This is a genomic window from Komagataeibacter ossonobensis (genome assembly GCF_057359305.1).
On the sequence record NZ_JBXAYQ010000009.1, the window covers coordinates 72,096 to 96,034 of the forward strand.

Annotated in this window: 24 protein-coding genes; 16 read left to right on the forward strand and 8 right to left on the reverse strand. The window is 58.5% G+C overall.

Annotated features, from left to right (window positions below; genetic code table 11):
* The first annotated feature begins 173 nt into the window (after positions 1–173).
* Complete coding sequence (locus tag AC1RQ9_RS08005) at positions 174–815, forward strand: Crp/Fnr family transcriptional regulator (RefSeq protein ID WP_485986344.1); 642 nt, start codon at positions 174–176, stop codon at positions 813–815.
* Positions 816–1,158: 343 nt separating this feature from the next.
* Positions 1,159–1,749 carry a cupin gene (locus tag AC1RQ9_RS08010; protein WP_485986365.1) on the forward strand — a complete coding sequence of 197 codons (591 nt, stop codon included), beginning with the start codon at positions 1,159–1,161 and terminating at the stop codon, positions 1,747–1,749.
* Between the two features lie 36 nt (positions 1,750–1,785).
* Here the strand turns inward: AC1RQ9_RS08010 and AC1RQ9_RS08015 are convergent, their stop codons facing one another.
* The 5 genes from AC1RQ9_RS08015 to AC1RQ9_RS08035 form a co-directional block, all read right to left on the reverse strand.
* Entirely contained in the window at positions 1,786–2,739 is a 954-nt protein-coding gene (locus tag AC1RQ9_RS08015) for a DMT family transporter (protein WP_485986345.1), read from the reverse strand.
* A gap of 195 nt (positions 2,740–2,934) precedes the next feature.
* Positions 2,935–3,903, reverse strand: coding sequence for an AraC family transcriptional regulator (locus tag AC1RQ9_RS08020; RefSeq protein WP_485986366.1), 969 nt, complete (start codon positions 3,901–3,903; stop codon positions 2,935–2,937).
* Positions 3,903–5,282: an MFS transporter gene (locus AC1RQ9_RS08025; RefSeq protein WP_485986346.1), complete on the reverse strand. Its 1,380-nt coding sequence runs from the start codon at positions 5,280–5,282 to the stop codon at positions 3,903–3,905. The genes AC1RQ9_RS08020 and AC1RQ9_RS08025 overlap by 1 nt, the downstream gene beginning before the upstream one ends.
* 78 nt (positions 5,283–5,360) lie before the next feature.
* Complete coding sequence (locus AC1RQ9_RS08030; protein ID WP_485986347.1) at positions 5,361–6,416, reverse strand: NAD(P)-dependent alcohol dehydrogenase; 1,056 nt, start codon at positions 6,414–6,416, stop codon at positions 5,361–5,363.
* Between the two features lie 189 nt (positions 6,417–6,605).
* The gene (locus AC1RQ9_RS08035; RefSeq protein WP_485986349.1) at positions 6,606–7,553 is read right to left on the reverse strand and encodes a hypothetical protein; all 948 of its coding nucleotides are present in this window, start codon (positions 7,551–7,553) and stop codon (positions 6,606–6,608) included.
* 257 nt (positions 7,554–7,810) lie between these two features.
* On the opposite strand from AC1RQ9_RS08035, the gene tmpT reads away from it, so the two are divergent.
* Both tmpT and AC1RQ9_RS08045 read left to right on the forward strand, forming a co-directional pair.
* Positions 7,811–8,485: a thiopurine S-methyltransferase gene (tmpT, locus tag AC1RQ9_RS08040; RefSeq protein ID WP_485986351.1), complete on the forward strand. Its 675-nt coding sequence runs from the start codon at positions 7,811–7,813 to the stop codon at positions 8,483–8,485.
* A gap of 73 nt (positions 8,486–8,558) precedes the next feature.
* Entirely contained in the window at positions 8,559–8,717 is a 159-nt protein-coding gene (locus AC1RQ9_RS08045; protein ID WP_193731670.1) for a hypothetical protein, read from the forward strand.
* A 14-nt stretch (positions 8,718–8,731) separates the two neighbouring features.
* Here the strand turns inward: AC1RQ9_RS08045 and AC1RQ9_RS08050 are convergent, their stop codons facing one another.
* Positions 8,732–9,514 carry an alpha/beta fold hydrolase gene (locus tag AC1RQ9_RS08050; RefSeq protein WP_485986352.1) on the reverse strand — a complete coding sequence of 261 codons (783 nt, stop codon included), beginning with the start codon at positions 9,512–9,514 and terminating at the stop codon, positions 8,732–8,734.
* 237 nt (positions 9,515–9,751) lie between these two features.
* Here AC1RQ9_RS08050 and AC1RQ9_RS08055 point away from each other — a divergent pair, with 237 nt between their 5' ends.
* Positions 9,752–10,984, forward strand: a complete 1,233-nt coding sequence (locus AC1RQ9_RS08055; RefSeq protein WP_485986353.1) for a type I restriction endonuclease — start codon at positions 9,752–9,754, stop codon at positions 10,982–10,984.
* Positions 10,985–11,395: 411 nt separating this feature from the next.
* Positions 11,396–13,492: an acyltransferase family protein gene (locus AC1RQ9_RS08060; protein WP_485986354.1), complete on the forward strand. Its 2,097-nt coding sequence runs from the start codon at positions 11,396–11,398 to the stop codon at positions 13,490–13,492.
* A gap of 434 nt (positions 13,493–13,926) precedes the next feature.
* Here AC1RQ9_RS08060 and AC1RQ9_RS08065 read toward each other — a convergent pair whose 3' ends face one another.
* Positions 13,927–14,649, reverse strand: a complete 723-nt coding sequence (locus AC1RQ9_RS08065; protein ID WP_485986367.1) for an aspartyl/asparaginyl beta-hydroxylase domain-containing protein — start codon at positions 14,647–14,649, stop codon at positions 13,927–13,929.
* A 320-nt stretch (positions 14,650–14,969) separates the two neighbouring features.
* Here AC1RQ9_RS08065 and AC1RQ9_RS08070 point away from each other — a divergent pair, with 320 nt between their 5' ends.
* From AC1RQ9_RS08070 to wrbA, 6 genes are all read left to right on the forward strand, one after another.
* Entirely contained in the window at positions 14,970–16,007 is a 1,038-nt protein-coding gene (locus tag AC1RQ9_RS08070; protein ID WP_485986355.1) for a Dyp-type peroxidase, read from the forward strand.
* Position 16,008: 1 nt separating this feature from the next.
* Positions 16,009–16,815 carry a family 1 encapsulin nanocompartment shell protein gene (locus AC1RQ9_RS08075; RefSeq protein WP_485986356.1) on the forward strand — a complete coding sequence of 269 codons (807 nt, stop codon included), beginning with the start codon at positions 16,009–16,011 and terminating at the stop codon, positions 16,813–16,815.
* A 157-nt stretch (positions 16,816–16,972) separates the two neighbouring features.
* The gene (locus tag AC1RQ9_RS08080; RefSeq protein ID WP_485986357.1) at positions 16,973–17,176 is read left to right on the forward strand and encodes a TOBE domain-containing protein; all 204 of its coding nucleotides are present in this window, start codon (positions 16,973–16,975) and stop codon (positions 17,174–17,176) included.
* Between the two features lie 167 nt (positions 17,177–17,343).
* Positions 17,344–17,664: a hypothetical protein gene (locus AC1RQ9_RS08085; protein ID WP_193731658.1), complete on the forward strand. Its 321-nt coding sequence runs from the start codon at positions 17,344–17,346 to the stop codon at positions 17,662–17,664.
* Between the two features lie 91 nt (positions 17,665–17,755).
* Entirely contained in the window at positions 17,756–18,442 is a 687-nt protein-coding gene (locus AC1RQ9_RS08090; RefSeq protein ID WP_485986358.1) for a phosphoribosyltransferase, read from the forward strand.
* A 282-nt stretch (positions 18,443–18,724) separates the two neighbouring features.
* Entirely contained in the window at positions 18,725–19,324 is a 600-nt protein-coding gene (gene wrbA, locus AC1RQ9_RS08095) for an NAD(P)H:quinone oxidoreductase (RefSeq protein WP_485986369.1), read from the forward strand.
* Between the two features lie 38 nt (positions 19,325–19,362).
* On the opposite strand, the gene AC1RQ9_RS08100 is transcribed toward wrbA, so the two are convergent.
* Positions 19,363–20,280 (reverse strand): LysR family transcriptional regulator, encoded by a 918-nt coding sequence (locus AC1RQ9_RS08100; protein WP_193731662.1) that lies wholly within the window; start codon positions 20,278–20,280, stop codon positions 19,363–19,365.
* 188 nt (positions 20,281–20,468) lie between these two features.
* On the opposite strand from AC1RQ9_RS08100, the gene AC1RQ9_RS08105 reads away from it, so the two are divergent.
* The 4 genes from AC1RQ9_RS08105 (at position 20,469) to AC1RQ9_RS08120 (ending at position 23,910) form a co-directional block, all read left to right on the forward strand.
* Complete coding sequence (locus tag AC1RQ9_RS08105; RefSeq protein WP_485986360.1) at positions 20,469–21,170, forward strand: pirin family protein; 702 nt, start codon at positions 20,469–20,471, stop codon at positions 21,168–21,170.
* A gap of 292 nt (positions 21,171–21,462) precedes the next feature.
* Entirely contained in the window at positions 21,463–21,828 is a 366-nt protein-coding gene (locus tag AC1RQ9_RS08110; protein WP_193731656.1) for a hypothetical protein, read from the forward strand.
* Positions 21,829–22,189: 361 nt separating this feature from the next.
* The gene (locus AC1RQ9_RS08115; RefSeq protein WP_485986370.1) at positions 22,190–23,647 is read left to right on the forward strand and encodes a phosphomannomutase; all 1,458 of its coding nucleotides are present in this window, start codon (positions 22,190–22,192) and stop codon (positions 23,645–23,647) included.
* A gap of 113 nt (positions 23,648–23,760) precedes the next feature.
* Positions 23,761–23,910 (forward strand): hypothetical protein, encoded by a 150-nt coding sequence (locus AC1RQ9_RS08120; RefSeq protein WP_485986361.1) that lies wholly within the window; start codon positions 23,761–23,763, stop codon positions 23,908–23,910.
* The last annotated feature ends 29 nt before the right edge of the window (positions 23,911–23,939 follow it).

Below are 23,939 nucleotides of genomic sequence, written 5' to 3' on the forward strand. Positions count from 1 at the left end.
GCATGATCATGCCATGTTGCGATACGAAACGGTATCGTATATATAATTCAGAATGACCGATCCCGCCTTCCCTTCCGCATGGTGGGAAACGGGCCGGTTACGGATTTCGGTCGATACGGCGTTTCATGGCATTTGCGCCATGAATTATTACGATAGAGAAATAGATAATCATAATGTTCAGTAGCTTTAAACTGACCAGTGCGGAACGGGAGGCGCTGAATGCGATCTCGACCAGAATACACCGGCCCGCCAAGCGCCGTATCTACACCCAGGGGGATCCGGGGAATTACGTTTATCGTATCCGTTCGGGTGCCGTACGCCTGGAACACCACCTGAAGGACGGGCGCAACCAGATTTTCGCCTTTCTGTGGGCTGATGACATGTTCGGCAGCCTGGAAGACGGGATGTACCATACATCCGCCATTACCCTGGTGGATACATACCTGTTCCAGATTTCCTATCCCGCGCTGAAGGACCTGGTAGAGATCTATCCCCGCATCCAGACGCTGTTTTTACAACAGGCGCTGGATTATGCGAAAACGGCGGAACGTCACCTGCTGCTGGCGACCTATCCCCTTGTGGTCAAAAGGCTGGCCGGTTTCCTGCTGGAATGCAGCAGGCAGACGGATTTTTTTGACCGCAAGTCCAATATCCTGACACTGGCCATGGACCGCAAGGATATTGCCGATTACCTGGGCTTTGCCATCGAGACCACCAGCAGGACACTCAAGGAACTTGAGGATATGGGCCTGATACAGCGCCTGTCCGCCCAACGCATAAAGATAGATCGCGACAGGATCAGGGCGATCATCTGACCGGTAAACCGTGCGGGCTTGCCCCGTCTGGCAGCAGTCATATGCATACTGTCGGGTTATGGGCGCAATGATGGCAAACGGCACGATGCGTCCGGCCGGGCATTTCGTGCGTTCTGCCTTAAAGACTGTTTGAAAACAATAAAAGTTTCCGAGTGCCGCCTTTCTTCAAAAAGATGCCGTTTTCCAAAGCTTTTTGAAAAAAGCTTCACCAAAAACTTGCCTATGATGACAGGCTGTTTTCGACAACGTCGCCTTTTTGACACAAGAACATTAGCCGGAAACCTTTATTGCCTTTTATGAATGAGTTGTTTTCAAATGGCCGCTGACACAAGGGGGTAACATGATGGAACGGCGTTCCTTCAATTCCATCCTGACGGGACTGGGGCTTTCACTTGGTGGTGGCCATGTACGGGCCGCCGCCGCCGCGACACCGGCCCGGATCGAAAGTTTCATCCTGCGCGCCAATGACTGGGTGCCCAATAATCCGCAGCTGCCGGTTATTGTATACCGCAATGCCCTGCCCATAAGCGGGAATGACCCGGCGGCCATGTTCGAAAGCCTGTTCCAGCGCAATGGCTGGCCGCCGCAATGGCGCAACGGGGTCTATTCCTTTCATCATTATCATACCATGGGGCATGAGGTGCTGGGCTTTTATGGCGGTCATGCACGGCTCATGCTGGGTGGCGCGGGCGCGCGGGAAGTGGAAATCCGGGCCGGTGACATCGCCCTGCTGCCTGCGGGCACGGGTCATATGAACATGGACTCCAGCCCTGATTTCGCGGTGGTGGGGGCCTATCCGCCGGGACAGGATTTCGATATCGTGCGCCAAGCCCCCAACGGACCACAGCGTACCCGGCTGGCGTCCCTGCCCTTCCCCGCTTCCGACCCGGTCATGGGAACACATGGCCCCACGACGCGGCAATGGCGTTACTGACGGGCCGCCCCGTCACCCGGCCCCGGACGGGTCTGGTTATTTCATGGGAGCCTGAATGGTCGTGGCCCGGGCGGGATCATGCCTGTGCCGATGCCGCTCCAGCCGTTCTTCCAATGCCAGACGTTCGAAATGAATACGCTGACGGATCCAGTTCAACATGCCCGACAGGGTGACAACGATAATACCGACAATCGTCCAGTTATCCAGCGGCTGGTGAAACAGGAAATAGCTGAACGCCACCGCCCACAGCATCTGGCTGTATTGCGGCAGGGCCACCCGGTTGGCGGGCGCGCGGGCTGTCGCCATCATCATCAGCAACTGGCCCAGCGCTGCCAGAAACCCGTAACCGAACAGGAACATCCACGTCTTCAGCCCATGCGGCCAGTGCGCATGCCCCAGCATAAGCAGCCCATCACCCACCAACGGGCCAAACAGGCTGGACCCAAACAGCGACAGCCGTGGCGTATTGTTGCCCGCCAGCCGGTAGGCAATGACGCCAACGGCATTGGCCACCGCCGCGATCACGGCGCACAGATGACCCAGATGCAGCGCCCGCACGCCGGGCCGCAGCACGATCAGCACCCCCACAAACCCCAGAATGACCGAAAGCCACGCCCAGCCGGATACCTTTTCACGCAGCAGCGTGACCGACAGGACCGTCACGAAAAACGGCATGAGGAACATGAGCGAAAGCGCTTCGGGCATGGGCAGCAGCATGAAGGCTTCGACACTGGCGGCGGTGGAGGCAAAAATGGCGATCGCGCGCACCACCCACATGCCCGGACGCTGGGGGGAAAAGATATCGCGCAGGGATTCATTGGGCCTGCGGATGAACGGGATGATCAGAAAACCGAACACACCACCTGAAAACGCGACCTCGAACGGATCAAGCTGACCGGCCAGCAGCTTTGAATACGCGTCACTGACCGAAAAGGAGGAATATGCCGCAAAGGCCAGCATCATCCCCGAAGTAAAGAAAGACATGTTCATCTGCGTTGCCCGTAGCCGAAGGAGACAGCACTATGAATGCAAAAGAAAGGCAGGGCCAACATTGGATGAGATGACCTGATATGCCCGCGCGCCACCTGTGTCAGAAATCATGCCGCAATATCATGCCCTTTTTCAAAACAGCGGACACAAGCCGTGCTCGACGGGAAAGCCCCGACAGCCGATGCCTGAAATTTTTCAGCCAGTCAATCCGGGACATGCTGCCCCTGTGCCGGCGCGGGCCAACGGGTCATCCACGCGGCTCAGGCTGCGGACATCCTGACGGTAGCGCCGCGGCGTGGTGCCGCATATTTCCAGAAACTGCCGGTTGAAATTGGACAGGTTGGCAAAGCCTGCGGCACTGCTGATTTCGGCAATGGACGCATCGGTTTCCGCCAGCATGCGACAGGCGTGACTGACCCGTAGCCTGCGCATGAATGACACGAAGGTCGTACCCGTCGCCCGGCGGAACAGGCGTGAAAACGCAGGCCCGCCCAACCCGACCTGACGGGCCATGTCCGCCTGGCGGATATCATGCGTGCCACCTGACAGCAGGTGTCGGATCACCCGGTCCATGCGTTCAAGATCCCGGTCCGCGACCCGCGCCTGCCCTTCCCCGCCAAACGGGGCGATGCCCGTCAAACGCTGCCGCGGGCAGGCCGCCAGCCCCGACAGCAGACCGATCAGGGCCGCAAGGCGCGCCGCATCATTCATATCCCCCATTACCGCCAGCCCCGCGCCCAGAACAGGCACCGTTGGCCCGGTAAATACGATCCCGTACCGCGCATCCGCCAGCAGGGCGGACACCGTTTCCAGTTCCGGGCACAGGCTGACCAGCTGTTGCAGCCAGTCACCGTGGGCCTGCAATACAATATCGCGCCCTTCAATCCGTTCACCCGCCGACAGGTCACTGAACCACCCATGCGGCAGATCCGGCCCCACCAGCACCAGATGGCCGGGAGCGAACGTGCCCAGGAAATCACCCACCATGAAATGACCCGTCCCGGTCGTGATCAGGTGCAGTTCATATTCGGGGTGATAGTTCCATCGCGCACAGGCGGCAGGGTAGTCATGGCAGTGCCAGACAAAGCTCTGTCGCGGGCCGGGCTGTATGACCTCGAATACCGGGGGGCTTACCGCGCGGCTTTCCCCCACACGGGGCGGCATCACTCCGCCAGCGTATGCGATGCGAGCGTGGTATCCATCCCCTCACGCACCGCCTGCGCCTTGGCGCTGGAAGCAACATCCATGGCATGGACGCCACGGGGCTGCACCAGCCGGATGAAGCCTGTCAGCCCCGCGCCAAGGAAATACAGCGCCGCAAACGCAATCACCACGCCCTGCGTGCCATATCCCGACACCAGTACCGTCGCCAGCGCCGGCCCGGCAAAATTGGCCAGGCCGCCACCAAGGTTCTGCACCGATACCGCCGCCCCCTTGTGTTCGGGCGCCAGCATGGGAAAGATCGCCCCCATGGGCACGAAGGACGTGATCGTCAGCGCAAACAGCAGGGCCGCGAAAATCGCCACCGCCATGTTGCCCGGGGCAGCGTGCGGCAGGTAGTAGAACGCCAGCGTGGCGACGCCGCACCCCACGAAACCGGCCCAGCGCATCTGCCGCAGCCAGCCGATCCGGTCACCCACAATCCCCCACATGACATTGGTAAAGGGCTGCACCACAAAGAATATGCCGTATATCCGCAGCCATTGCGGCATGGTGAACCCGCCTTCGGCCGAAGTATAGAACAGCGGCATCACCACCGGGAAACCGAACAGCGACAGGTTGCATATGATCCGCGTGACCAGTGCCAGCGCGATATCGCGGTTATGGACGATCAGCGTCAGGCCCCGGCTGATTTCGGTCAACTGGTGGCGCAGGCTGCGCCCCGCATCACGGTCAATCGCGGCAGGCGCATCATCACGTATGGCGAAAAACGCCAGCAGGCCACCACACCCGACCCATGCCAGCGACATCCACAACGTTGGCAGGAAACCAATGGCGGGAATGGTGAAACTGGGCAGGAAGGATGCGATGATGCCGTAACCGATCGTGAACATGGACCACACCCACCCAATGGCCGAAGCCAGCCGGTGATCGGGCGTGCGCTGCACGATCCAGAAGAAGAATGCATAGAAAAACAGCGGATAGGCAAACCCGCGCAGTCCGTAGAACACCAGCATGAGCACAAAGTCATGCCGCATGACCCCACCGGACAGGAACGCGACATGGCACACGACCCACCACAGCGTCCCGATGGCCATGATCCGCCGGGGGCCGTACACTTCCGCCAGCACGCCGGACAGCCAGCTTGCCACCGCCGCCGTCGCCCCGTACACGGTAAACAGCAGGCCGGCCTGACGGGCGGAAAACCCTATGCCGGTCACGTATTTGGACAGGAACGCAACCTCGATCCCGTCGCCGGTCATATACAGCGCAACCGCTATATAACCCCAGAACAGCACCACCGGCATGCCCCATATGATCGGGGATGCGGGGGGATTGATGGATGTGCCGCCGTGATTTGCGGCATTGTTCGTGGCATTCATTTTTTCATGCCTTTTGTTTTTATTGGGCAGGCAGCCTGCATGCCACCTGCCGTAAGTGGCGTAACGCCACGCAGGCGGTCAGGTGGGGGCCACCCCCGGCATCGTGATCTGCAGCTTTACATCCGCAGGACATGCCGACGCCGCACGTTCAAACGCCGCAACGCCCTGTGTGAATGCAAACGTTTCTGAAATAAGCGGTCTGAGGTCCACCTTGCCCGATGCGATCAGGGCAATGGCGCGTTCATACACATTGGCATAGCGAAAAACCGTTTCCATGCGGATTTCCTTCGCCTGCGCGGCGACCATGTCAAAGGGCACCTTTTCCACCGGCATGCCCACGAACACCACCGTCCCGCCCGGGCGCACACAGGACAGGACATCGTCATACGCACCGGCGAAGCCGCTGGCCTCAAACACCACATCCGCGCCCCAGTCAGTGCCGACATGGCGGGATATGACATCACGCGGCTTTTCATCACGGACATTGATCGGTTCAATTCCGTCATAGCGACCGGCGATTTCCAGTTTCGGCGCGGCCAGGTCGGATATGAACACCACCCCCGCCCCGGACGCCAGCGCAGCCAGTGCGGTCATGAGCCCGATCGGCCCGCACCCGGTGACCAGGCAGGTATCACCGGGTTTGATCGCAGCCTTGACCGCGGCCTGCACACCAATGGCGAAGGGTTCGACCATAGCCCCTTCGCCAAAGGACACGTTATCGGGCAGGCGATAGGTAAAGGCCGCCGGATGGACCACCGTGGGCGTCAGGCAACCATGGACGGGGGGCGTTGCCCAGAACGTCACGGCGGGGTCTACATTGTAGATCCCCATGCGCGACGCCCGCGATATGGGGTCGGGAATGCCCGGCTCCATGCAGACACGATCACCGATTTTCAGATTTTTGACGCGCGACCCGGTTTCAATAACCGTACCGGCCGCTTCATGCCCCAGCACCATCGGGTCATTGACGACAAAGGGACCGATGCGCCCGTGTGTATAGTAATGGACATCACTGCCACAGATCCCGACTGTATGGATCCTGATGCGCACGTCATCAGGCCCCAGTTCCTGTGGCAGGTCGATATCACGGATGGAAAGAACGCCTTGGCGTTCCAGGACCAGAGCTTCCGCCATTTATTGCCTGACGCCCTGCGGGCGCCCCTTCTTTTTGTTTTTGGCGAAGTCATATGAGAAGATCAGGCCATGACGCGTCTAGCCCATCTTTTGCCGGAAAATGATACTTTTTTGACATCCGTGCATTTCCGCCAGAAAATGGCATAACGTCACGCATTCGTGACGCGCAGCGTCCTGCCCGGCCGGTCCCTATGGGCCCGATATCACAGTATAGTCCGCAGACTGGTACGCCCGGTCATGAAACGCCGTAATGATATCTTTCATGATACGGTCCGCTGTCATGAGCCGGTAATGGATCGGGTCCCAGAACATGTCACGATCATTGATGATCGGGCCCGGAATATCAAAATCAATCACCAGCGTATTGGGCATGCCTGCGGTCACGGACGCCACATGGCGGTGGCAGGCACTGAACATGGCGTCATACATCGACCCCTGCGGGTTATGCCGGATGGCCTGCACCGGCGGAAACCAGATGATACGTAATGTCGTATCCGGCACGGCACGCAGGATCAGGGGCAGATACGTCTGCATGGCCGGGGCGGGCGCCACGGGACCGGGCGGCGGCGGCATATGGTCCGGCCCCCACTGGGCAAACATCCTGTCAACGCGCGCACGGGTATAGCTGGCATCCGGCCCCACGAAATTGGTGTAGCCGTCTTCCCCGTAATGTTCATGACGCAGCCCGACCTGCAGCATGAATTCATTACCGGCTTCCTGCAGTGCATACAGGTTGGCCATATGCAGGTAACCCATCCATGGGGATTGCTGATAGATCCAGTCAGGCCACGGCTCCGGGTTCAGCGGCACCTGTTTGGGACCATACAGGCACCATGAACGGTCTATATCGACCATCACGACCTTCGGGGCGGGATGGTAATGCATGAATTCAAGCAGCAGGCGGTACTGCTCATGGGGCTGGGCATTATTCATTGCCATATTCAGGAAATGCGCCCCGAATGGACCATCCATGACCGCAGGCCGTATCAGACGGCCCGTTGATGTGCCCAGCATGACGGAATCAAACCCTGGCCTTTGCGCCAGCATGGGCATGGTAAAGCGCGCGTTGCTGGTCACCGGCAACCGGTGCAGCGGCAATGACAGGGGCAGCCCGCCCCACGGATCGACCAGTACCACGAACAGATACAGACACCCGCCAACTGTCCCGATCGTAGCCAGAAATACCAGACAGAATTGATACCATATATTCCTGTTGTGTATCCGCACCGATCCATCAGTTCTGAACGCAGGGTTGACGGTGTGTGGAAACCATAATTCCCCCACTGGCGCAACCCGGCACGGGTTACGGGGCCTTTGTCTTTCGCACCGGTGGGAATGGCAGTATTGTGGCCGCTGTATTGTGGATATGAAGCGGGTTGAGGGCACACGACGCGATGGATGAAACCTTCTGGCACGGCAAATGGCAGCGTAATGAAATCGGCTTTCACGAACCACGGCCCAATCCCCTGCTGACCGATCATTTCGGGGCCCTGAACCTGCCTGACGGCGCACGGGTCTTTGTACCGTTATGCGGCAAAAGCCGTGATATTCACTGGCTGCTTGAACACGGCTGTCAGGTTGCGGGCATTGAACTGAGTCCGATTGCCGTAACGGGGCTTTTTTCCGAACTGGGGCTTACGCCACGCATTTCACCTGTCGGCCCATTGGTGCGGTACGAGGCAGGACACCTGTGCGTCTGGACAGGCGACATTTTCAACCTGACGCAGGCGGCACTGGGTCATGTTGACGCCGTCTATGACCGTGCGGCGCTGATCGCCCTGCCCGCCCCCATCCGCGTGGCCTATGCCCGGCACCTTGTCACCATCACCAATGCTGCGCCTGAACTTCTGGTCAGTATGGAATATGACCAGTCATGCAAGGCGGGGCCGCCATTTTCGGTCGATGAAAATGCACTGCGGCATTATTACGGTGATACGTTTACCCTTGACCGTGTGGCGCACAGGGCCGTGCCGGGCGGCCTGAAGGGGGTCTGTCCCGCAACGGAAAGCGTATGGATCATGAAGCCGCGCCGGGAGGCAGGCTTCCGGGACCCTGCCCACGCCACATGATTCAGGCCGGCAGGCCGTCTGACAAAACTTCCCGACCATACGGACGTTCAGGCCGCATCCGCAGGAGGTTGCGATGCTTCACATCATCAGGATTTTAACCGTCCTTATCGTCCTGCCCGCCGCAGGCTGCCATGGCCACAAACATCCCCATCCCTATCGTGATGAAGGCACGGCAATGGAGTACCGCAACACCAACCAGCACTGGAGCCGTGGCCCCCACACCGATCACTGAATACAGTGCGCCATTCAGATCTGCAGGAAACGTTCCAGCGCGGCCAGAAACGCCTGCGGTGCCTGCGCATGCACCCAATGCCCGGCATCCGGTATGGTTTCCAGCCGGTAATGCGGGAACAGCTTGCGCATGGCGGGATAATTGTCGGGCTGGATGTAATGTGAATGTCCACCGGCCACAAACAGGGTTGGGCCGTCATAACGGGTGCCGGGCGGCACGTCGGGCCAGCCAATGATGGCCGGCATGGACGCCGCAATGTCCTTCAGCCCGATGGTCCAGCGTGGCTTTTCCCCCAGGTCGAGATTCATCAGCATGAGATCACGCACGGGCTTTTCGGCAATCACCTGACCCAGCCACGCTTCCGCCCCGGCACGATCAAGAAAATCAGGCAGCGGAAGTTCAGCCAGCCTGCGGGCCAGTTCATGGGACTGTGAAAAACCACCCTCGCCGGGAGCTATGTCCACCACCATCAGCGAATGGACCTCGGCAGGAAAGCTGAGCGCCAGCATCATCGCGGTCTTTCCCCCCATCGAATGTCCCACCACGGTGGCGGGCAATGCGTCATGGGCGGCCAGTGTTTCGCATACATCAGCGGCAAGGGTCGGGTAGTCCATCGGACCATGCGGGCTTGCGCCATGATTGCGCAGGTCCAGCGCCAGCGTGCGACGGGTTGCTGCGATACGGCGCTGAAAAAACCCGAAATTACGCGCCCGCCCGAACAGTCCATGCAGGAAGACGACGGGCGGCAGGGACAGGTCACCGTTGTCGGGGCCAAGTTCGATGGTGTTGAGCAGCATAGGGTCGTGGACTCCGGTTCTTTTCCTGAAATATCCGAGCCATATTAGGGGGATTGGACCATTCTCGCCGTTCATAATTTTGTGGGAAACAAAAGGGAGAAATATTACAATCTGCGAAAAACAATCAAAAGATCTCTGATATCCCGTAGCCGAAACATTTTTCCTTCCGTTTCAATATACACCAAATATTATTTAAAAAACGTATATATGTAATGTTCTGAAAAGATCTTCATAAAAATGCCTCGTTTCGTAACTTTTGGAAAATTTCTAGGCGAGACGGATATGGCAGACGATTTTCGGCAAAATTTTAAAACATTTTCAGAACGTATGGTTGGCCTTGCGCCGCGCTGTAGCAACGAAGAAGCTACTAAAATGTTCCTTGTGCTGCCATTTCTGCAGTTCTTAGGATATGATATCATGAATCCAGACGAAGTATGTCCGGAACATCACGCAGATTTTTCAGAAAAATATAAGAATAGAGTTGACTACGCTGTTCTTCGGGAAGGACAGCCAGTAATTGCAATAGAATGCAAGGCGCTCGGGGCCCCGTTAAAAGATGACAGAGGGCAGTTAAAATCTTATTTCAACGCTGCCCACACAGTGAAAATGGGTGTCATTACAGACGGCCTTGTATATGAGTTTTATGCAGATTCAGATGAACCCAACATGATGGACCCTGCGGCTTTTCTTTCATTTGACTTAAGAGAAATCGCCAAGGGCAAAATCGAAGATTCAGTTGTAGATGGACTGACAAGCCTTCAAAAATCCAACTTTGACCCAGAAAACATAGGGGCCGAAGCCAAGCGAAAACTGGTATTCCAAAATCTTGTACAGCAGATCGGAGATCTTGCAGCTTCCCCCAGTGAAGCGTTTGTCCGACTCCTGCTCCAGAACATCGGTTTAAAGCATGTTCGTGCCAAGGCGGTCGCCGAATATACCGACTTAACAAAGAATGCATTTGCAGAGTTTGTAAACCTCCGCATTCTCCAGAGACTTGACCTGCCTTTGAAAGATAAAGAAGTCGACAAACCAGTCCTGGTTTCAGACGCCCCTAAACCAGATACTGATGCAAAGCCTAATGATGGTATTATCACAACCGAAACTGAGTTGCAGGTATATGAATATGTCAAACGTCGGCTTGCCTTTCTGGCAGATAGCGACGAGCTATTCGATGCAATCTCTGAAATTGAATATAAAGATTATAAAGGAAAATTTGTAGTTTTCTATCGCAAAGAGCGGGCCGGTCGTCTTTTTGATTTTTATGAGGATAAAGGAACAAAATATTTCTTTGATTTTGGTGAAGAATACGGGGGGGAATTTGGCTCGGATGAACTTGGCGGAATTGACGAACCGCTTCTAAATGTATTCAAATCCCGCGTTGAAGCTATAGGCATAAAGGGCAAACGATCAAAAGTAGATGCATACATAATTAAAGAGAGGTGGCATTTTGCCACCTCTAATTTTATTTAACTATACCAAAATAAATTTCTTTACACTCCATACTGCTTCGTCATTATTACAGAAATATCATCGTAAAAATAGAAATTTATATTTATTTTTTTATTTAAATACTTTTTATTTTTCCGAAACCATATTCGCAATTTCCAGATGATATTTCGTCACGCCAGTGATAGCTGGTTAAAAAAATAAAGACGAAAAACACAAAGCGATTGCCCGCCTTAAATACCGGTTTTCTCAAAATTTATAAGAAAAAAATTAACATACTGATTTTACTTAATTTATTTTATTTTTGTAAATTTTTTTTACATGCCAATGAAACCGGCACCACACTTTACATTTTATTCACGTTGACAAATTGTGTGGGATCGCAAGGTCACCCTCAATCTGTTTCACGCAGCTTCCTATAGGGTGATCTTCCCAATGAGCCTGAATCTGCACGCCAATTACCGGCGCGATATTGATGGCCTGCGCGCAATCGCGGTAACGGCTGTCGTTCTGTTTCATGCCAGCATCTATCCTGTACAGTCGGGATTTGTTGGCGTGGATATTTTTTTTGTTATTTCCGGCTTCCTGATCGGTGGCATCGTCTACAGGGATATCCGGCTGGGGACCTTCAGCTTTGTCGGGTTTTACGCCCGGCGCGCCCGGCGTATCCTGCCGGCCCTCATGCTCATCATCACCGCAGTCATGCTGGCGGGGCTGCTGTTTTCCAGCCCGGCGGAATTACGCCAGACCAGTCTGGGGGCGATAAGCGCATTACTTGGGTGGTCCAATATACTGTTCTGGAAACAGATCAGTTATTTTTCCCCCGATGCCCATCTCAACCCGTTCCTCATGACATGGTCGCTGGGGGTGGAGGAACAGTTCTACCTGTTTTTTCCTCTGCTTTTACTTGCAATCGGCCGCTTGCGGCATGTCATTGTACTATGCGTGATCGGGGCGCTATGCCTTGGGTCACTGTGCATGGCGCAGTTCGGGCTGGGTCGGTGGCCCGCCGCCGTATTCTACCTGCTGCCCACGCGAGCGTGGGAAATGGGCGCAGGCACGTTCCTTGCCGTAGCGAAATCGAACTATGCTTTAACCTTTCCCCGCCCCGTCAATCATTTCATTGGTTGGACGGGTTTTTTTCTTGTCGGGCTATCGATATTCATTTTTGATGAACATACCCCCTTTCCCGGTCTGGCCGCCCTCCTGCCGGTTGGCGGCACGCTGGCACTGCTGCTTTCGGATGGCAGTTTCGTCAACCGCGCCATCCTGTCCACGCGGCCATTCATATGGATCGGTCGCATATCCTATTCATGGTATCTGTGGCACTGGCCGCTTATGGCGTTCATCTGGCTGTGTTCGGCACGCGCGCCATCGCCGCTGCTGCTTGCGGGTGCCGGGATCGTATCACTGGTGCCAGCCGCGCTGTCATGGCGCTATATCGAACAGCCATTCCGGCGCGGAAGCGGCAGCGCCCCTGTCGTTGTGACACGATACGCGGGCAGCCTTGCGCTGGCTGTCAGCATGCTGGCGGTGGTCTATGTATCCAATGGCCTGTCCCGGCGTTTTGACCCGGCCCTGACCCTTGCCGAACGGGTTCTGGCGGAAGGACGGGGCGAACCCTGCCTGGCCAATTACGGGGTTGCCAGCCTGAACCTGTCGTCACGCTGCGTGCATGATACGGGACGCCCGCGCATCGCCCTGCTGGGGGACAGTCATGCATCCGCACTGGCCGCATCCCTGTCGCATATGGCGGACCGGGCTGGTTTTGATTTCGTGCAGTTTACGAAATCCTCATGCCCGCCCCTGCTGGGGACCACGCGACTCATGCCCACCCATCCCGGCCATGCCATGCAATGCGCGCAGTATAATGCGCAGGCCTTTGCCGCCGTGATGCATGACCCGCATGTCCAGACCGTGGTGCTGGCAGGATACTGGGCCGCACCCTTTGCCGGGGATGCCGGGCGGGATGCCTATGCTGACCCGCAGGACATGGTGGACCATGGCGTAGCCACAAGCCTTGTCCGGCTGGATATCGCGTTACGCAATACAACGCAGGTACTGGTCAATGCGCACAAGCATGTCGTCGTGCTGGGGGACGTACCCCAGTTCCGCTTTGATCCCGCCAAGGAAGCGGTGACCGCCTTCATGCCCATGCGCCAGCATGCCGAGCAGATGCTGGACCCGTCATTCCGGGCCGTCGGGGAAATCGCGCCAGCAGCCCTTCTCAACGTGCCTGCCCAACCTGTCGCGACTGTCGTGCGCCATGCGGTGGAAGACAGGCAGGACGTCAGCTATTTTGCGCTGGCTGACGGGTTATGTTCCCCTGCCGGATGCAAATTCCGCAACGGGGACAACCCGTTCTATGTTGACCCACAGCACCTGTCGCGCGCAGGGGCCGACTTCCTGCTGGCACGACTTGACGGATTACTGCCTGTGATGGGTGAGTCCATGGCACGAATTGCAGCACAGCCCCCCATCCCCACGATACCGCTGCCCGTATCCGATGCGGCACAGGTTGCCATTCACTGAGAATCTGCCCGGTACCCCTGTGCCTGTCATTTACGGACTGTCTGACATCGGATGAAGATGGCCTGGATGCCGCCTTTTATGAAAAAGGGTGGCACCCGAAACCTTTTATTCTTCCGGGGTTATCCTTCCCGATCGCAGCCGCCCCCAGCATGCCCGGGATCATGTCCGGCGATGTCCCGACATGGACGAATGATATGGCCCGCCCCGTCATGGGCCACGGCAATTCAGTTTACTGGATCACGGGACCCATGGTGGCCATGCCACCACGGCGGGCGGCAGGGTTTAGCCCCACAATGTCGCATACAGGCCGCATACACCATGATCCCATGACACCCGCTACCCTGTGACCGGTACATGCACAGGGTCACGCGGAATATGGCATGTTTCCGCCCCGCAGGCAGGGACTACGCGACGATGGCGGGAAGCATTGCGGGTTACGTCTGCCCTCGATCCAGATTTTTGCGAATATCCTGAACAAATCGTGAATATCGCACACCCCGAAAGAAAACGTCCATCAACAGGCGCGCCGGCCACCGGCAGGGCCGCCTGACCTGAATCAGCAGGACATAACGGGTGTCGGTCGTGTTGTTCCACACTTCATGGTTGTAAGTGTCGTCAAACAGTATCGATCTGCCTTCCGTCCATGGACAGACATGCAGCCTGTCGCCTTCTTCAAACTGGATCCAGCAGTTTTCGCGATCAGCCGGGACATGCAGCGCCAGATGATAGGTCAGCATGCCCTTGGTCATGCCCCGGTGGCGGGGAATGTGGCAACCTGCCTCCAGCACGGAAAAGCTGGCGGTGCATAAATTGGGGATCCGGTCGATCAGTGCCGCGGTCGTCGGGACGCGCGCCCGGTTTTCCTGACGCTTGTAACCATACCCTTCCAGAAAAAAGGAATGCCAGCGGCGATCGGCGGCAATACGCCCATGATCGGGCGATATGTCCCCCAGCGATGGAATGTCGGTTGCCGCCATCTGCAACGCCTCGTCACGAATTCTTTCCCAGTTCTGTTCCAGGTCGCGCACCCACTGCATGACATGGGGATCAAAGAGGGCCTGATCGGGCAGCAGGGAAAACCGCATGATGAAGGCATCAATCCTGTCACGCAGGTTCTTGGTCAAATGATAGATGGTCTTCTTCTTCACCACATGCATTCCCCCCTGAAATTGGACCGAGGCGGGGGAATATATTTCAGCCAACCATGCATGAACATCCCTTCCCTCCTTGCCGCGGCAGGACAGATTTTCGGGCTGCCGACCGCGATATTCCCGCATGAGCGCGGGAAACCACATGCCAACGCCGGAACGGGGTTCAGGGATGCATCCGGATCATGACACGATGGAACATAGGAAGAATTCATCATGGCGGACCTTTTGCATGATGCATGAAGTGTATAGCATCCGCTTCCAATCGCAGACCTAAGCCGCGCCGGGTCTGCCGCATGTTGTTCATGGCGCCATGCAGGGAGTAAGGCGTGCCTTCAGTTACACCACAGCCCGTTGACACCACATTGACCTGCGCCGCGATTTTCCTGATCTTCACGCTGGATCCCGGCGACGGGGATGATGGCGCCACGGTGCGTAACCTGTATGGCGACCTGTCGGCGCTGGTGCGCGGGGTGGGTTTCCGCATTCCCGACGGGCGGCTGTCCTGTGTCACGGGTATCGGGTCGGACGCATGGGACCGTGTTTTCAAGGGGCCGAAACCCAGGGAACTCCACCCTTTCCGCGCCATCCATGGCGTGCATGAAGCCCCCGCCACCCCCGGTGACCTGGTGTTCCATATCCGTGCAACGCGTATGGATCTGTGTTTTGAACTGGCGACCGCCATCACCGCCCGGCTGGAAAATGTTGCGCAGGTGGTGGATGAGGTCCACGGCTTCAAGTATTTCGACGCCCGCGACCTGCTGGGCTTTGTCGATGGCACGGAAAACCCGGTCAACCAGGCCGCGACCGATGCGACGGTCATTGGTGAGGAGGATCCCGATTTTGCCGGCGGCAGTTATGTCATCATCCAGAAATATCTGCATGACCTGAAAAAATGGGACGCCATCCCCGTCGAGCAGCAGGAAAAGATCATTGGCCGCAAGAAGCTGTCGGACATTGAACTGCCCGAAGCCGCCAAGCCCAGCTACGCCCATAATGTCCTGACCAATATCGAGGAAAATGGCGAACAACTGCAGATCGTGCGCGACAACATGCCCTTTGGCGAAGTGGGCAAGGGTGAATTCGGAACCTATTTCATAGGATACGCAAAAACCCCCACCCGCGTGGAACGGATGCTGGACAACATGTTCATTGGCAACCCGCCGGGCAATTACGATCGCCTGCTGGATGTCAGCCGCGCGGTGACAGGCGTGCTGTTTTTCATTCCCACCACCGATTTTCTCGACGCCGCGCCGACATATGGCGCAACGGCAGTGCCTGCGGACAGCACCGAAGACACGCCGGCCAGCCCGCCCACCACACCCAATGGTTCACTTGGCATCGGGTCACTGAAGGAAGAAGCCTGACATGAATAACCTGCACCGCAACCTTGCCCCCATTTCCGACGCTGCCTGGGCTGATATCGAACAGGAAGCATCCCGCACGCTGCGCCGCTATCTGGCCGGCCGGCGCGTCGTGGATGTGCCCGAAGCCCGTGGCGTCGGCTTTGCCGCCGTCGATACCGGCCATACGGCCAGAATCGACAGCCCGGCGGATGGGGTGCATGCGCTGCAGCGCAAGGTCCTGCCGCTGGTGGAACTGCGCGTGCCGTTTTCGCTGAGCCGTGATGCAATTGATGATGTGGAACGCGGCGCGCTGGATTCCGACTGGCAGCCGCTGAAGGACGCAGCCCAGAAGATCGCCTATGCCGAGGACCGGGCGATATTTGACGGCTATGCTGCAGCCGGAATCCAGGGCATTGCGCAGGATACGTCCAACGCCCGGTTCTCCCTGCCCACGTCCCCCCGCGACTACCCCGGCATCATTGCCGATGGCCTGAATGAACTGCGTATTGCGGGCGTCAACGGCCCCTATTCCGTGGTGCTGGGCGCGCGTGCGTTTGCCGCCGTCAGCGGCGGGAGTGAGGAAGGCTACCCGGTCCTGCGCCACCTGGAACGGATGATCGAGGGCAGGATCATCTGCGCCCCGGCCATTGAAGGGGCCTATATCCTGTCCACCCGTGGCGGTGATTTTGAACTGGATATCGGGCAGGATGTCTCCATCGGCTACAGCAGCCATACCGCCACGTCGGTGGAACTGTACCTGCAGGAAAGCTTCACCTTCCGCGTGCTGACGACCGAAGCCTCGGTCGTGATAAAGCATGCGGCTGCGTAATAGCGCGCCCCCGCCCGGGGCCATGTCGGCTGGCGGCCCGGACCACGGCAGTCGCCCGGCATTTCCCCGGGACGGAATATGGAGGCCATGGTTTGATTTTCTGCCCGTTTCGTGATTACAGCCAGTGACGGCGAAACGGAAAAAGGAAAGAAAGACAATGAAGATCAGCGCACGCAACCAGATCGCAGGCAAGATCACGGCCATCACCAAGGGGGCGACCACGTCCCATGTCAGCATCGACATTGGTAGCTCCATCATCACCGCTTCGATCACCAATGAAGCAGTTGCCGACCTGAACCTGAAGATCGGTGAAAAGGCGACCGCCATCATCAAGGCATCCGATGTCATGGTGGGTGTGTAAGGCCCACGGGTCCGCGCGTCGTCCGCCCCCACGGGTGGGCGGCGCCCCGCCTTTTGCCAACATGAACAATTCCTAACCTGCGGGATACAAAAAGACAGGATCAGGACACAGGCCAGACATGTTGGGCGCATAACATGCGACCAACAAACCTTTAAGGTGATGCCCCTGTGATCCTGAAAATCGCATATTCCGGCCTGTTCGCCCTGTTGGCGATTGCTCCGTGTCTCCCGGCACAGGCCCGGTCGTACCGTATCCACATCCCGACAGCCAGCCGTCATGTGCAGGAAGTCAACACGGAAATGGGCTACATACGCGGCCATGCCACCGTCCTGTCGCCTGACAGCAGCGCATATCGCAACATGGACGCCAAATGCGCCGGACGTGGACTGAACAACGTCACCACGCAAAGTGTGACGGTTGGCGTCAGCCGATCCTCGCGCCGCACTTTCTATACACAATGCATGATCGAAAGCGGCGCGTGGCGATAACACATGGGGGACTGGCGTGCCGGAAACCGTCCGGATATCGTGGCATACAGGCAGATATTGCCCAGACAGTCCCAACCACCGGAAGGTATTCATGCAGACACCCCCCTATCACGCCCAATGGCATGCTCACTCCATGCCGGAACATCAGATAAATTACGGCGCCACCTATCCCGTGCGGCTGGTGGACGGATCGACACTGGTCCTGCCGCTGCGTCCCCTGCCGGACGGGGAAAAGGCCATTGCGCTGCTCATGTCCAACCAGACGGGATTTGCCGTTGAACGCGCACTGGTCCGCCTGCTGACCGATATGGTGCGGGAACTGAAACCGGAGGTAATCGTGGGCGTGCCGACCATGGGGCTGGCCTATGCCGGACAGGTCGCGGAAAACCTTGGGTTTGATGATTATGTCGCGTTGGGGCATTCGCGCAAATTCTGGTACGATGATGCGCTGTCACAATGCCTGACATCGTCCACCAGTCCCGATCAGGCCAAGCACCTGTATCTTGACCCCGCCCTTGTCGAGCGCGTGCGCGGCAGGCGCGTTGTGGTCATGGATGACGTGCTGAATACCGGCCGGACGGCGGCGGCGACCATCCGCCTCATGCAGAAGGTCCAGGCGCGGGTTGCTGGCATCACGGCGGTCCTGACCGAGGGCTGGGCATGGCGGACAGAACTGGAACATATAGGCCCCGATATGCCCGGACTGGTGCATACCCTTGGGCATATTCCCATGTTTGGCCACACTGATGGGGGCTGGCGGCCACTTGCGGGTACCTGATCCCGCCTGTGCGTGCGTCACGTAAAGACGGGAAACGGAGCGTTTCCGATTTTGGCGTATGCAGCCATGCTGCGGGACGTATTGTCAGAAAGGTTCCTCAGACACTGTTTGAAAAGTCAGCCTTTGCAACATCGTGCAAATCATGAAGACGTTTCTGGTGAAAACTTTTTCCACAAGTTTCGGGAAACGCTGCCTTCCTGAAATAAAGGCGACACCCGGAAACTTTCATTTCCAAACAGTCTCTGCGGGAAACAGTCCATGACACAGCAAGGGATTACGAAATTGTCCAAGGTTCTCGTACTGTATTATTCCACCTACGGCCATGTCGAAACGATGGCCCATGCCGTGGCGGAAGGGGTTCGCGCGGCAGGGCTGGAGGCGGACGTGAAACGCGTACCCGAACTGGTGCCCGAAGACGTGGCGAAAGCCCATCATTTCAAGACTGAACAGGCCGCCCCCATCGCCACCACGGCGGAACTGCCGGAATATGATGCAATCATTGTCGGCGCGCCAACGCGTTTCGGGCGGCTGCCATCACAGATGGCCAATTTCTGGGACCAGACCGGCGGCCTGTGGCTGAAAGGCGCACTGGTGGGCAAGGTAGGCGCGGTGTTTACCTCCACCGCGTCACAGCATGGCGGGCAGGAAACGACCCTGTATTCGCTCATGTCCAACCTGCTGCATCATGGCATGGTGATTACCGGCCTGCCCTACACCTTTCAGGGTCAGTTGAAAGTGGATGAGGTGACGGGTGGCGCACCCTATGGCGCCACCACGATTGCCGCAGGCGACGGATCGCGCCAGCCCAGCGCCACCGAACTGGATGGCGCACGCTTCCTGGGTCAGCATGTGGCGGGACTGGCCAGGAAACTGGCTTCCTGATCCATACGCCACACCATCGGGCAGGGCCGTTCTGTCTTTCAGTCCGCCCCTGCCCATGGCGGGTGCCCGAACGCACCCGCCAGATAATCGATAAAGGCCGTGACCCGCACGGGCCGCAGGGTACTGGCGGGAGTAACCAGATACAGGGCCACGGGCGGGGCTGCCCACCGGGGCAGGATACGGGTGAGCCTGCCCGATTTCAGTCCGTCCCACACCATGAAATCCGGAAACAGGCCGAAACCCAGACCGGCCTCAAGTGCCGGCAGGAAGGTTTCGGCATTGTCCGCGCGCAGCCGCGCGGTCTGGCACATGACGAATTCCTGCCCGTTCCCCTCATGCCGCAGGCGGATCATGCCGGGGGCGGCGGTATTGGTGTAAACGAAGCTCCTGTGCCCCTCCAGCGCGCGGGGATCATCGGGGTGACCGACCCGCTCCACATAACCCGGGGTTGCCACCAGCAGCAGCCGCACCGTGCACAGCCGCCGCGCCAGCAGGGCAGAATCCGCCAGCGACGCAATCCGCAGCGCCATGTCATATCCCCCCGCCACAAGGTCCACGATGGCATCGCTATAGTCGATGGTAATGTCGATGTCCGGATAGCGCACAAGGAAATCCGGCAGTAGCGGGGCCAGATGCCGGACCCCGAATACCATGGGGGCCGCGACCCGGATCAGGCCCGATGGCGTCAGCGTGCCACCACGCGCTTCCGTTTCCGCGGCCTCGGCTTCCGCCAGGATCCGGTTGGCATGCCCCAGCAGCATCCGGCCCGTTTCGGTCAGCGACATCTGCCGTGAATTGCGGTTGAACAGGGCGACGCCCAGCGAGTGTTCCAGCCGGGCTATGGCCTTGGACACGGTGGGTTTGGACAACTGGACGTCCTCCGCCGCGCGCGCAAACGAACCGCGTTCCGCCACCTTTGCAAAAATGGCCCATGCCTCGAAATCCGGCAGCCGCATTGCACAATCCCACGCGATGTTCCCAGTGCGTGTTTCCATATCTTATCGGTTCCGGCGTGTCTCCCTCCCCCTCGCCAGTCCATGACCAACAAATGGAAACGATAAGTTTCGTTCATTTCCATATTCGCAATGCCAGCCGGGCGCTAGCATGGTGTCCATAGTCAACGCTGCCAACTGGAGAAAACCCGATGATTGAAGTACGCCCCTTTGGCCATCTGGGCCATGCCGACCATGGCTGGCTGGATGCACGCCACCATTTCTCGTTCGCGCATTACCATGATCCCGACCGCATGAACTGGGGCGCGCTGCGGGTATGGAATGATGACATGATCGCCCCCGGCACCGGTTTTGGCACCCATCCGCACCGGGATATGGAAATCATCACCTATATCCGCGAAGGCGCGATCACCCATACCGACAGCCTTGGCAACACCGGGCGCACGGATGCGGGCGATGTGCAGGTGATGTCGGCAGGTACCGGGATCCGACATGCCGAACACAACCGCGAGGACGTGGCCACACGCCTGTTCCAGATCTGGATCATGCCCGACCGTGCGGGCCATGCGCCGTCATGGGGCACGCGGTCCTTTCCCAAGGGGGACCGGGCGGGACGTTTTGTGGTCCTTGCCTCGGGCCAGGCGGAGGATGACGATGCCCTGCCGATCAACGCCAATGCCCGCGTGCTGGGGGCGACGCTGAAGAAGGGGCAGGTTGTCGATTACCCGCTGGGTACAGACCGGCTTGGTTACCTGGTGCCCGCACGCGGCAGTGTGGAAATCGAGGACACAACAGTGCATGAACGTGACGGCGCCGCCATTTCCGCCACTGAAACGCTGCGTGTCCGCGCGCTGGAGGACAGTGAAATCGTGCTGGTTGACACCGCCCCGTAAGCGGACGCGAAGGGGCTGCGCGCAACGCGGGCTGTCATGACTGACAGATTTTGATACAGATGGCAGTCCCGCTGTGGCGCGTCCCCACCATTACCCGATCGCAGCCAGGCATGGCGATGCAGACAGTCGGAAAAACAATGATTTTCCATGGAGTGATGGGTTCTGTCCTGTCTGCTCAGGATGTTTTATCTTCATTACCGGCTATGACAGATGCGTCGCAGCCATGCAGTATCCGGCTAGCTGATCATGTGACAGTATGTAACACAACCTCTCCGTTTATGGAGAGAACGTAATGAAAAGAGTTGTTGTCCTGTCGGGCCTTGCATTACTGGCCGGGTGCGCATCCAGCCCGAAGGACGTCAAGCCGACCTATGTCCCTGATACCGTCTATGCCAGCATGGACTGCCAGCAGCTTGGTCAGGAAGAACTGAAGGAAGGCGACGTGCTGGAAGGCCTGACCAACAAGCAGCGCCGGGCGCACAAGACCGATACGTGGGGCGTGCTGGCGCTGGGCGTGCCGCTGTCTGAAATGACCGGGTCGGACGTGGCGGGCGTGCTGGCGCGTGAAAAGGGCAAGATGGAAGCCATCCAGCGCATGCAGGTGGCCAAATCATGCCCCGGCGCCGGTGTGGCGACGGTGCCGGCGACACTGGACTGATCCCGCCATCCCCGCCGCGCCACGCATGGCCTGTCCATTCACACCGTGCCGTATTGCCGCGGGGATTTGCCTCCCTTTGTCCATGTCAGGTGGAAACAGGGCTTTTTCCAGCCGCATTTTCATGATTCAGTCGTTTGCATGACCTGATGGAAAATGGCAGCAAGACGGCATGACATGGTCCGGCTGAATGGAAAAGACGGGCGAAAGCCCGCCTGTCACTGCAAGACGACAGCGCGCAGGCACGATCATGTGTGTCAACTCCGTCGCTTCGCATGTGTTCAGGCGAGGCGGACCATCAGGTGAACATTCGCCCCGAACCCCGTCACAGTTGTGAGAGATACACATGAAAATAGCCCAATGGATGAAGCAGTCCGGTGTCGCCTTCGGTACCAGCGGCGCGCGTGGCCTTGTTACCGCCATGACGGATTCCGTCTGCTTTGCCTATACGGTGGGCTATCTCAGGCATCTGGCCAGCCTGGGTGAATTCGCACCTGGCACGCAGGTCGCGGTGGCGGGTGACCTGCGCCCCAGCACGCCGCGCATCCTGCGGGCCTGTGTCGCGGCCATTACCTGTATGGGGGGCGTGCCGGTTTTCTGCGGGTTCGTCCCGACACCAGCGCTGTGCCTGCATGCGTTCACGCTTGGTATCCCCTCACTCATGGTGACGGGCAGCCATATTCCGGCCGATCGCAATGGCATCAAGTTCAACCGCGCGCGCAGCGAATTCCTCAAGACCGACGAAGCCGCCATGCGTGAACAGGACGTGACCCTGCCCGATGGCTGGTTTGACGCGGCCGGGGCGCTGGCACGTGACATCACGCTACCGGTCATAACCGATGTCGTGCCGGACTTTGTCGTCCGTTACCGTGATTTCTTCGGCCCCCATGTCCTGTCGGGGCTGAAGTTGGGCATCTACCAGCATTCCGCCGTGGGGCGGGACGTGATGGTGGAAATTGTCGAAGCCCTGGGGGGCACCGCCGTGCCACTGGGCCGCATGGACACATTCATTCCCGTCGATACCGAAGCCGTGCGCCCCGAAGATGCCGCCCTGGCGCGCGAATGGGCCAGTGATGGCACGCTGGACGCCATCCTGACCACCGATGGTGATTCCGACCGTCCCCTGCTGGCGGACCGGCACGGCAACTGGCTGCGGGGGGATGTGCTGGGGATCATTGCCGCGCGCTTCCTGGGGGCTGCCGCCGTGACCACGCCGGTCAGCAGCAACACGGCGCTGGAACAGGGCGGTTTTGCCTGTGACATACGGCGCACCCGCATCGGTTCCCCCTATGTCGTCGCGGCCATGACCGAAGCGGCCGAGGCCGGACTGCTGCCCTCCGTCGGTTATGAAGCCAATGGCGGCTTCCTGCTGGCCAGTGACGTAACACGGGATGCGCGCACCCTTGCGGCCTTGCCCACGCGGGATTCCATCCTGCCCATGATCTGCGCGCTGGTCGCGGCACGGCAGCAGGGGGTGGATCTGGCGGGACTTGTGGCCACCCTGCCCCGGCGCTTCACGCTCAGTGACCGGTTGATGGAAATGCCGACTGCCCAAAGCCAGGCACGGATTGCCGCGCTCCGTCAGGATCCGGCGGCCGGTGCCGTCGCACTGGGGCTGCGGGATGCCTGCGGCGGCCTTGCGCATGTCGATGAAACCGATGGCCTGCGCATGACCTTTGAAAATGGGGAAATCGTGCATCTGCGCCCATCAGGCAATGCGCCGGAACTACGGGTCTATGTGGAGGGCGACAGCCCCGAACGCACGGCACAACTGCTGAAAACCGGCATGAACGCCGTCAGCACATGGCGCGATACGCCATAACCGGCAACGGATCGCATCCATCCTGAACCGCAAGGGGAACGTGTTGCCTTCCGTTCCCCTTCAAACCTTCCCCCTGCGCAAGCGTTGCACAGTCGCAGCAACAGGGGCCAGCCATGTACCATCTTTTGCGGATCGTCATGGCCTGTGCCATCATCATCTGCCTTGCGGGGTGCCATGACCGGCACCGGGACCGTCCGCTGTACTGGCATGAAGGCCAGCAGCACGGAAAACATAACCCGCATGACGCCCGTGGCGCATACTGATCCCGCTCCGCCTGACAATCATGGAAAAG

What these genes read in the sequence shown, in the direction of transcription:
- AC1RQ9_RS08005 (WP_485986344.1), top strand. Translation starts at nt 174, where the DNA reads ATGTTCAGTAGCTTTAAACTGACCAGTGCGGAACGGGAGGCGCTGAAT.
- AC1RQ9_RS08010 (WP_485986365.1), top strand. Translation starts at nt 1,159, where the DNA reads ATGGAACGGCGTTCCTTCAATTCCATCCTGACGGGACTGGGGCTTTCA.
- AC1RQ9_RS08015 (WP_485986345.1), bottom strand. Translation starts at nt 2,739, where the DNA reads ATGAACATGTCTTTCTTTACTTCGGGGATGATGCTGGCCTTTGCGGCA.
- AC1RQ9_RS08020 (WP_485986366.1), bottom strand. Translation starts at nt 3,903, where the DNA reads ATGCCGCCCCGTGTGGGGGAAAGCCGCGCGGTAAGCCCCCCGGTATTC.
- AC1RQ9_RS08025 (WP_485986346.1), bottom strand. Translation starts at nt 5,282, where the DNA reads ATGAATGCCACGAACAATGCCGCAAATCACGGCGGCACATCCATCAAT.
- AC1RQ9_RS08030 (WP_485986347.1), bottom strand. Translation starts at nt 6,416, where the DNA reads ATGGCGGAAGCTCTGGTCCTGGAACGCCAAGGCGTTCTTTCCATCCGT.
- tmpT (WP_485986351.1), top strand. Translation starts at nt 7,811, where the DNA reads ATGGATGAAACCTTCTGGCACGGCAAATGGCAGCGTAATGAAATCGGC.
- AC1RQ9_RS08045 (WP_193731670.1), top strand. Translation starts at nt 8,559, where the DNA reads ATGCTTCACATCATCAGGATTTTAACCGTCCTTATCGTCCTGCCCGCC.
- AC1RQ9_RS08050 (WP_485986352.1), bottom strand. Translation starts at nt 9,514, where the DNA reads ATGCTGCTCAACACCATCGAACTTGGCCCCGACAACGGTGACCTGTCC.
- AC1RQ9_RS08055 (WP_485986353.1), top strand. Translation starts at nt 9,752, where the DNA reads ATGCCTCGTTTCGTAACTTTTGGAAAATTTCTAGGCGAGACGGATATG.
- AC1RQ9_RS08060 (WP_485986354.1), top strand. Translation starts at nt 11,396, where the DNA reads ATGAGCCTGAATCTGCACGCCAATTACCGGCGCGATATTGATGGCCTG.
- AC1RQ9_RS08065 (WP_485986367.1), bottom strand. Translation starts at nt 14,649, where the DNA reads ATGCATGTGGTGAAGAAGAAGACCATCTATCATTTGACCAAGAACCTG.
- AC1RQ9_RS08075 (WP_485986356.1), top strand. Translation starts at nt 16,009, where the DNA reads ATGAATAACCTGCACCGCAACCTTGCCCCCATTTCCGACGCTGCCTGG.
- AC1RQ9_RS08080 (WP_485986357.1), top strand. Translation starts at nt 16,973, where the DNA reads ATGAAGATCAGCGCACGCAACCAGATCGCAGGCAAGATCACGGCCATC.
- AC1RQ9_RS08090 (WP_485986358.1), top strand. Translation starts at nt 17,756, where the DNA reads ATGCAGACACCCCCCTATCACGCCCAATGGCATGCTCACTCCATGCCG.
- AC1RQ9_RS08100 (WP_193731662.1), bottom strand. Translation starts at nt 20,280, where the DNA reads ATGCGGCTGCCGGATTTCGAGGCATGGGCCATTTTTGCAAAGGTGGCG.
- AC1RQ9_RS08105 (WP_485986360.1), top strand. Translation starts at nt 20,469, where the DNA reads ATGATTGAAGTACGCCCCTTTGGCCATCTGGGCCATGCCGACCATGGC.
- AC1RQ9_RS08110 (WP_193731656.1), top strand. Translation starts at nt 21,463, where the DNA reads ATGAAAAGAGTTGTTGTCCTGTCGGGCCTTGCATTACTGGCCGGGTGC.
- AC1RQ9_RS08115 (WP_485986370.1), top strand. Translation starts at nt 22,190, where the DNA reads ATGAAGCAGTCCGGTGTCGCCTTCGGTACCAGCGGCGCGCGTGGCCTT.
- AC1RQ9_RS08120 (WP_485986361.1), top strand. Translation starts at nt 23,761, where the DNA reads ATGTACCATCTTTTGCGGATCGTCATGGCCTGTGCCATCATCATCTGC.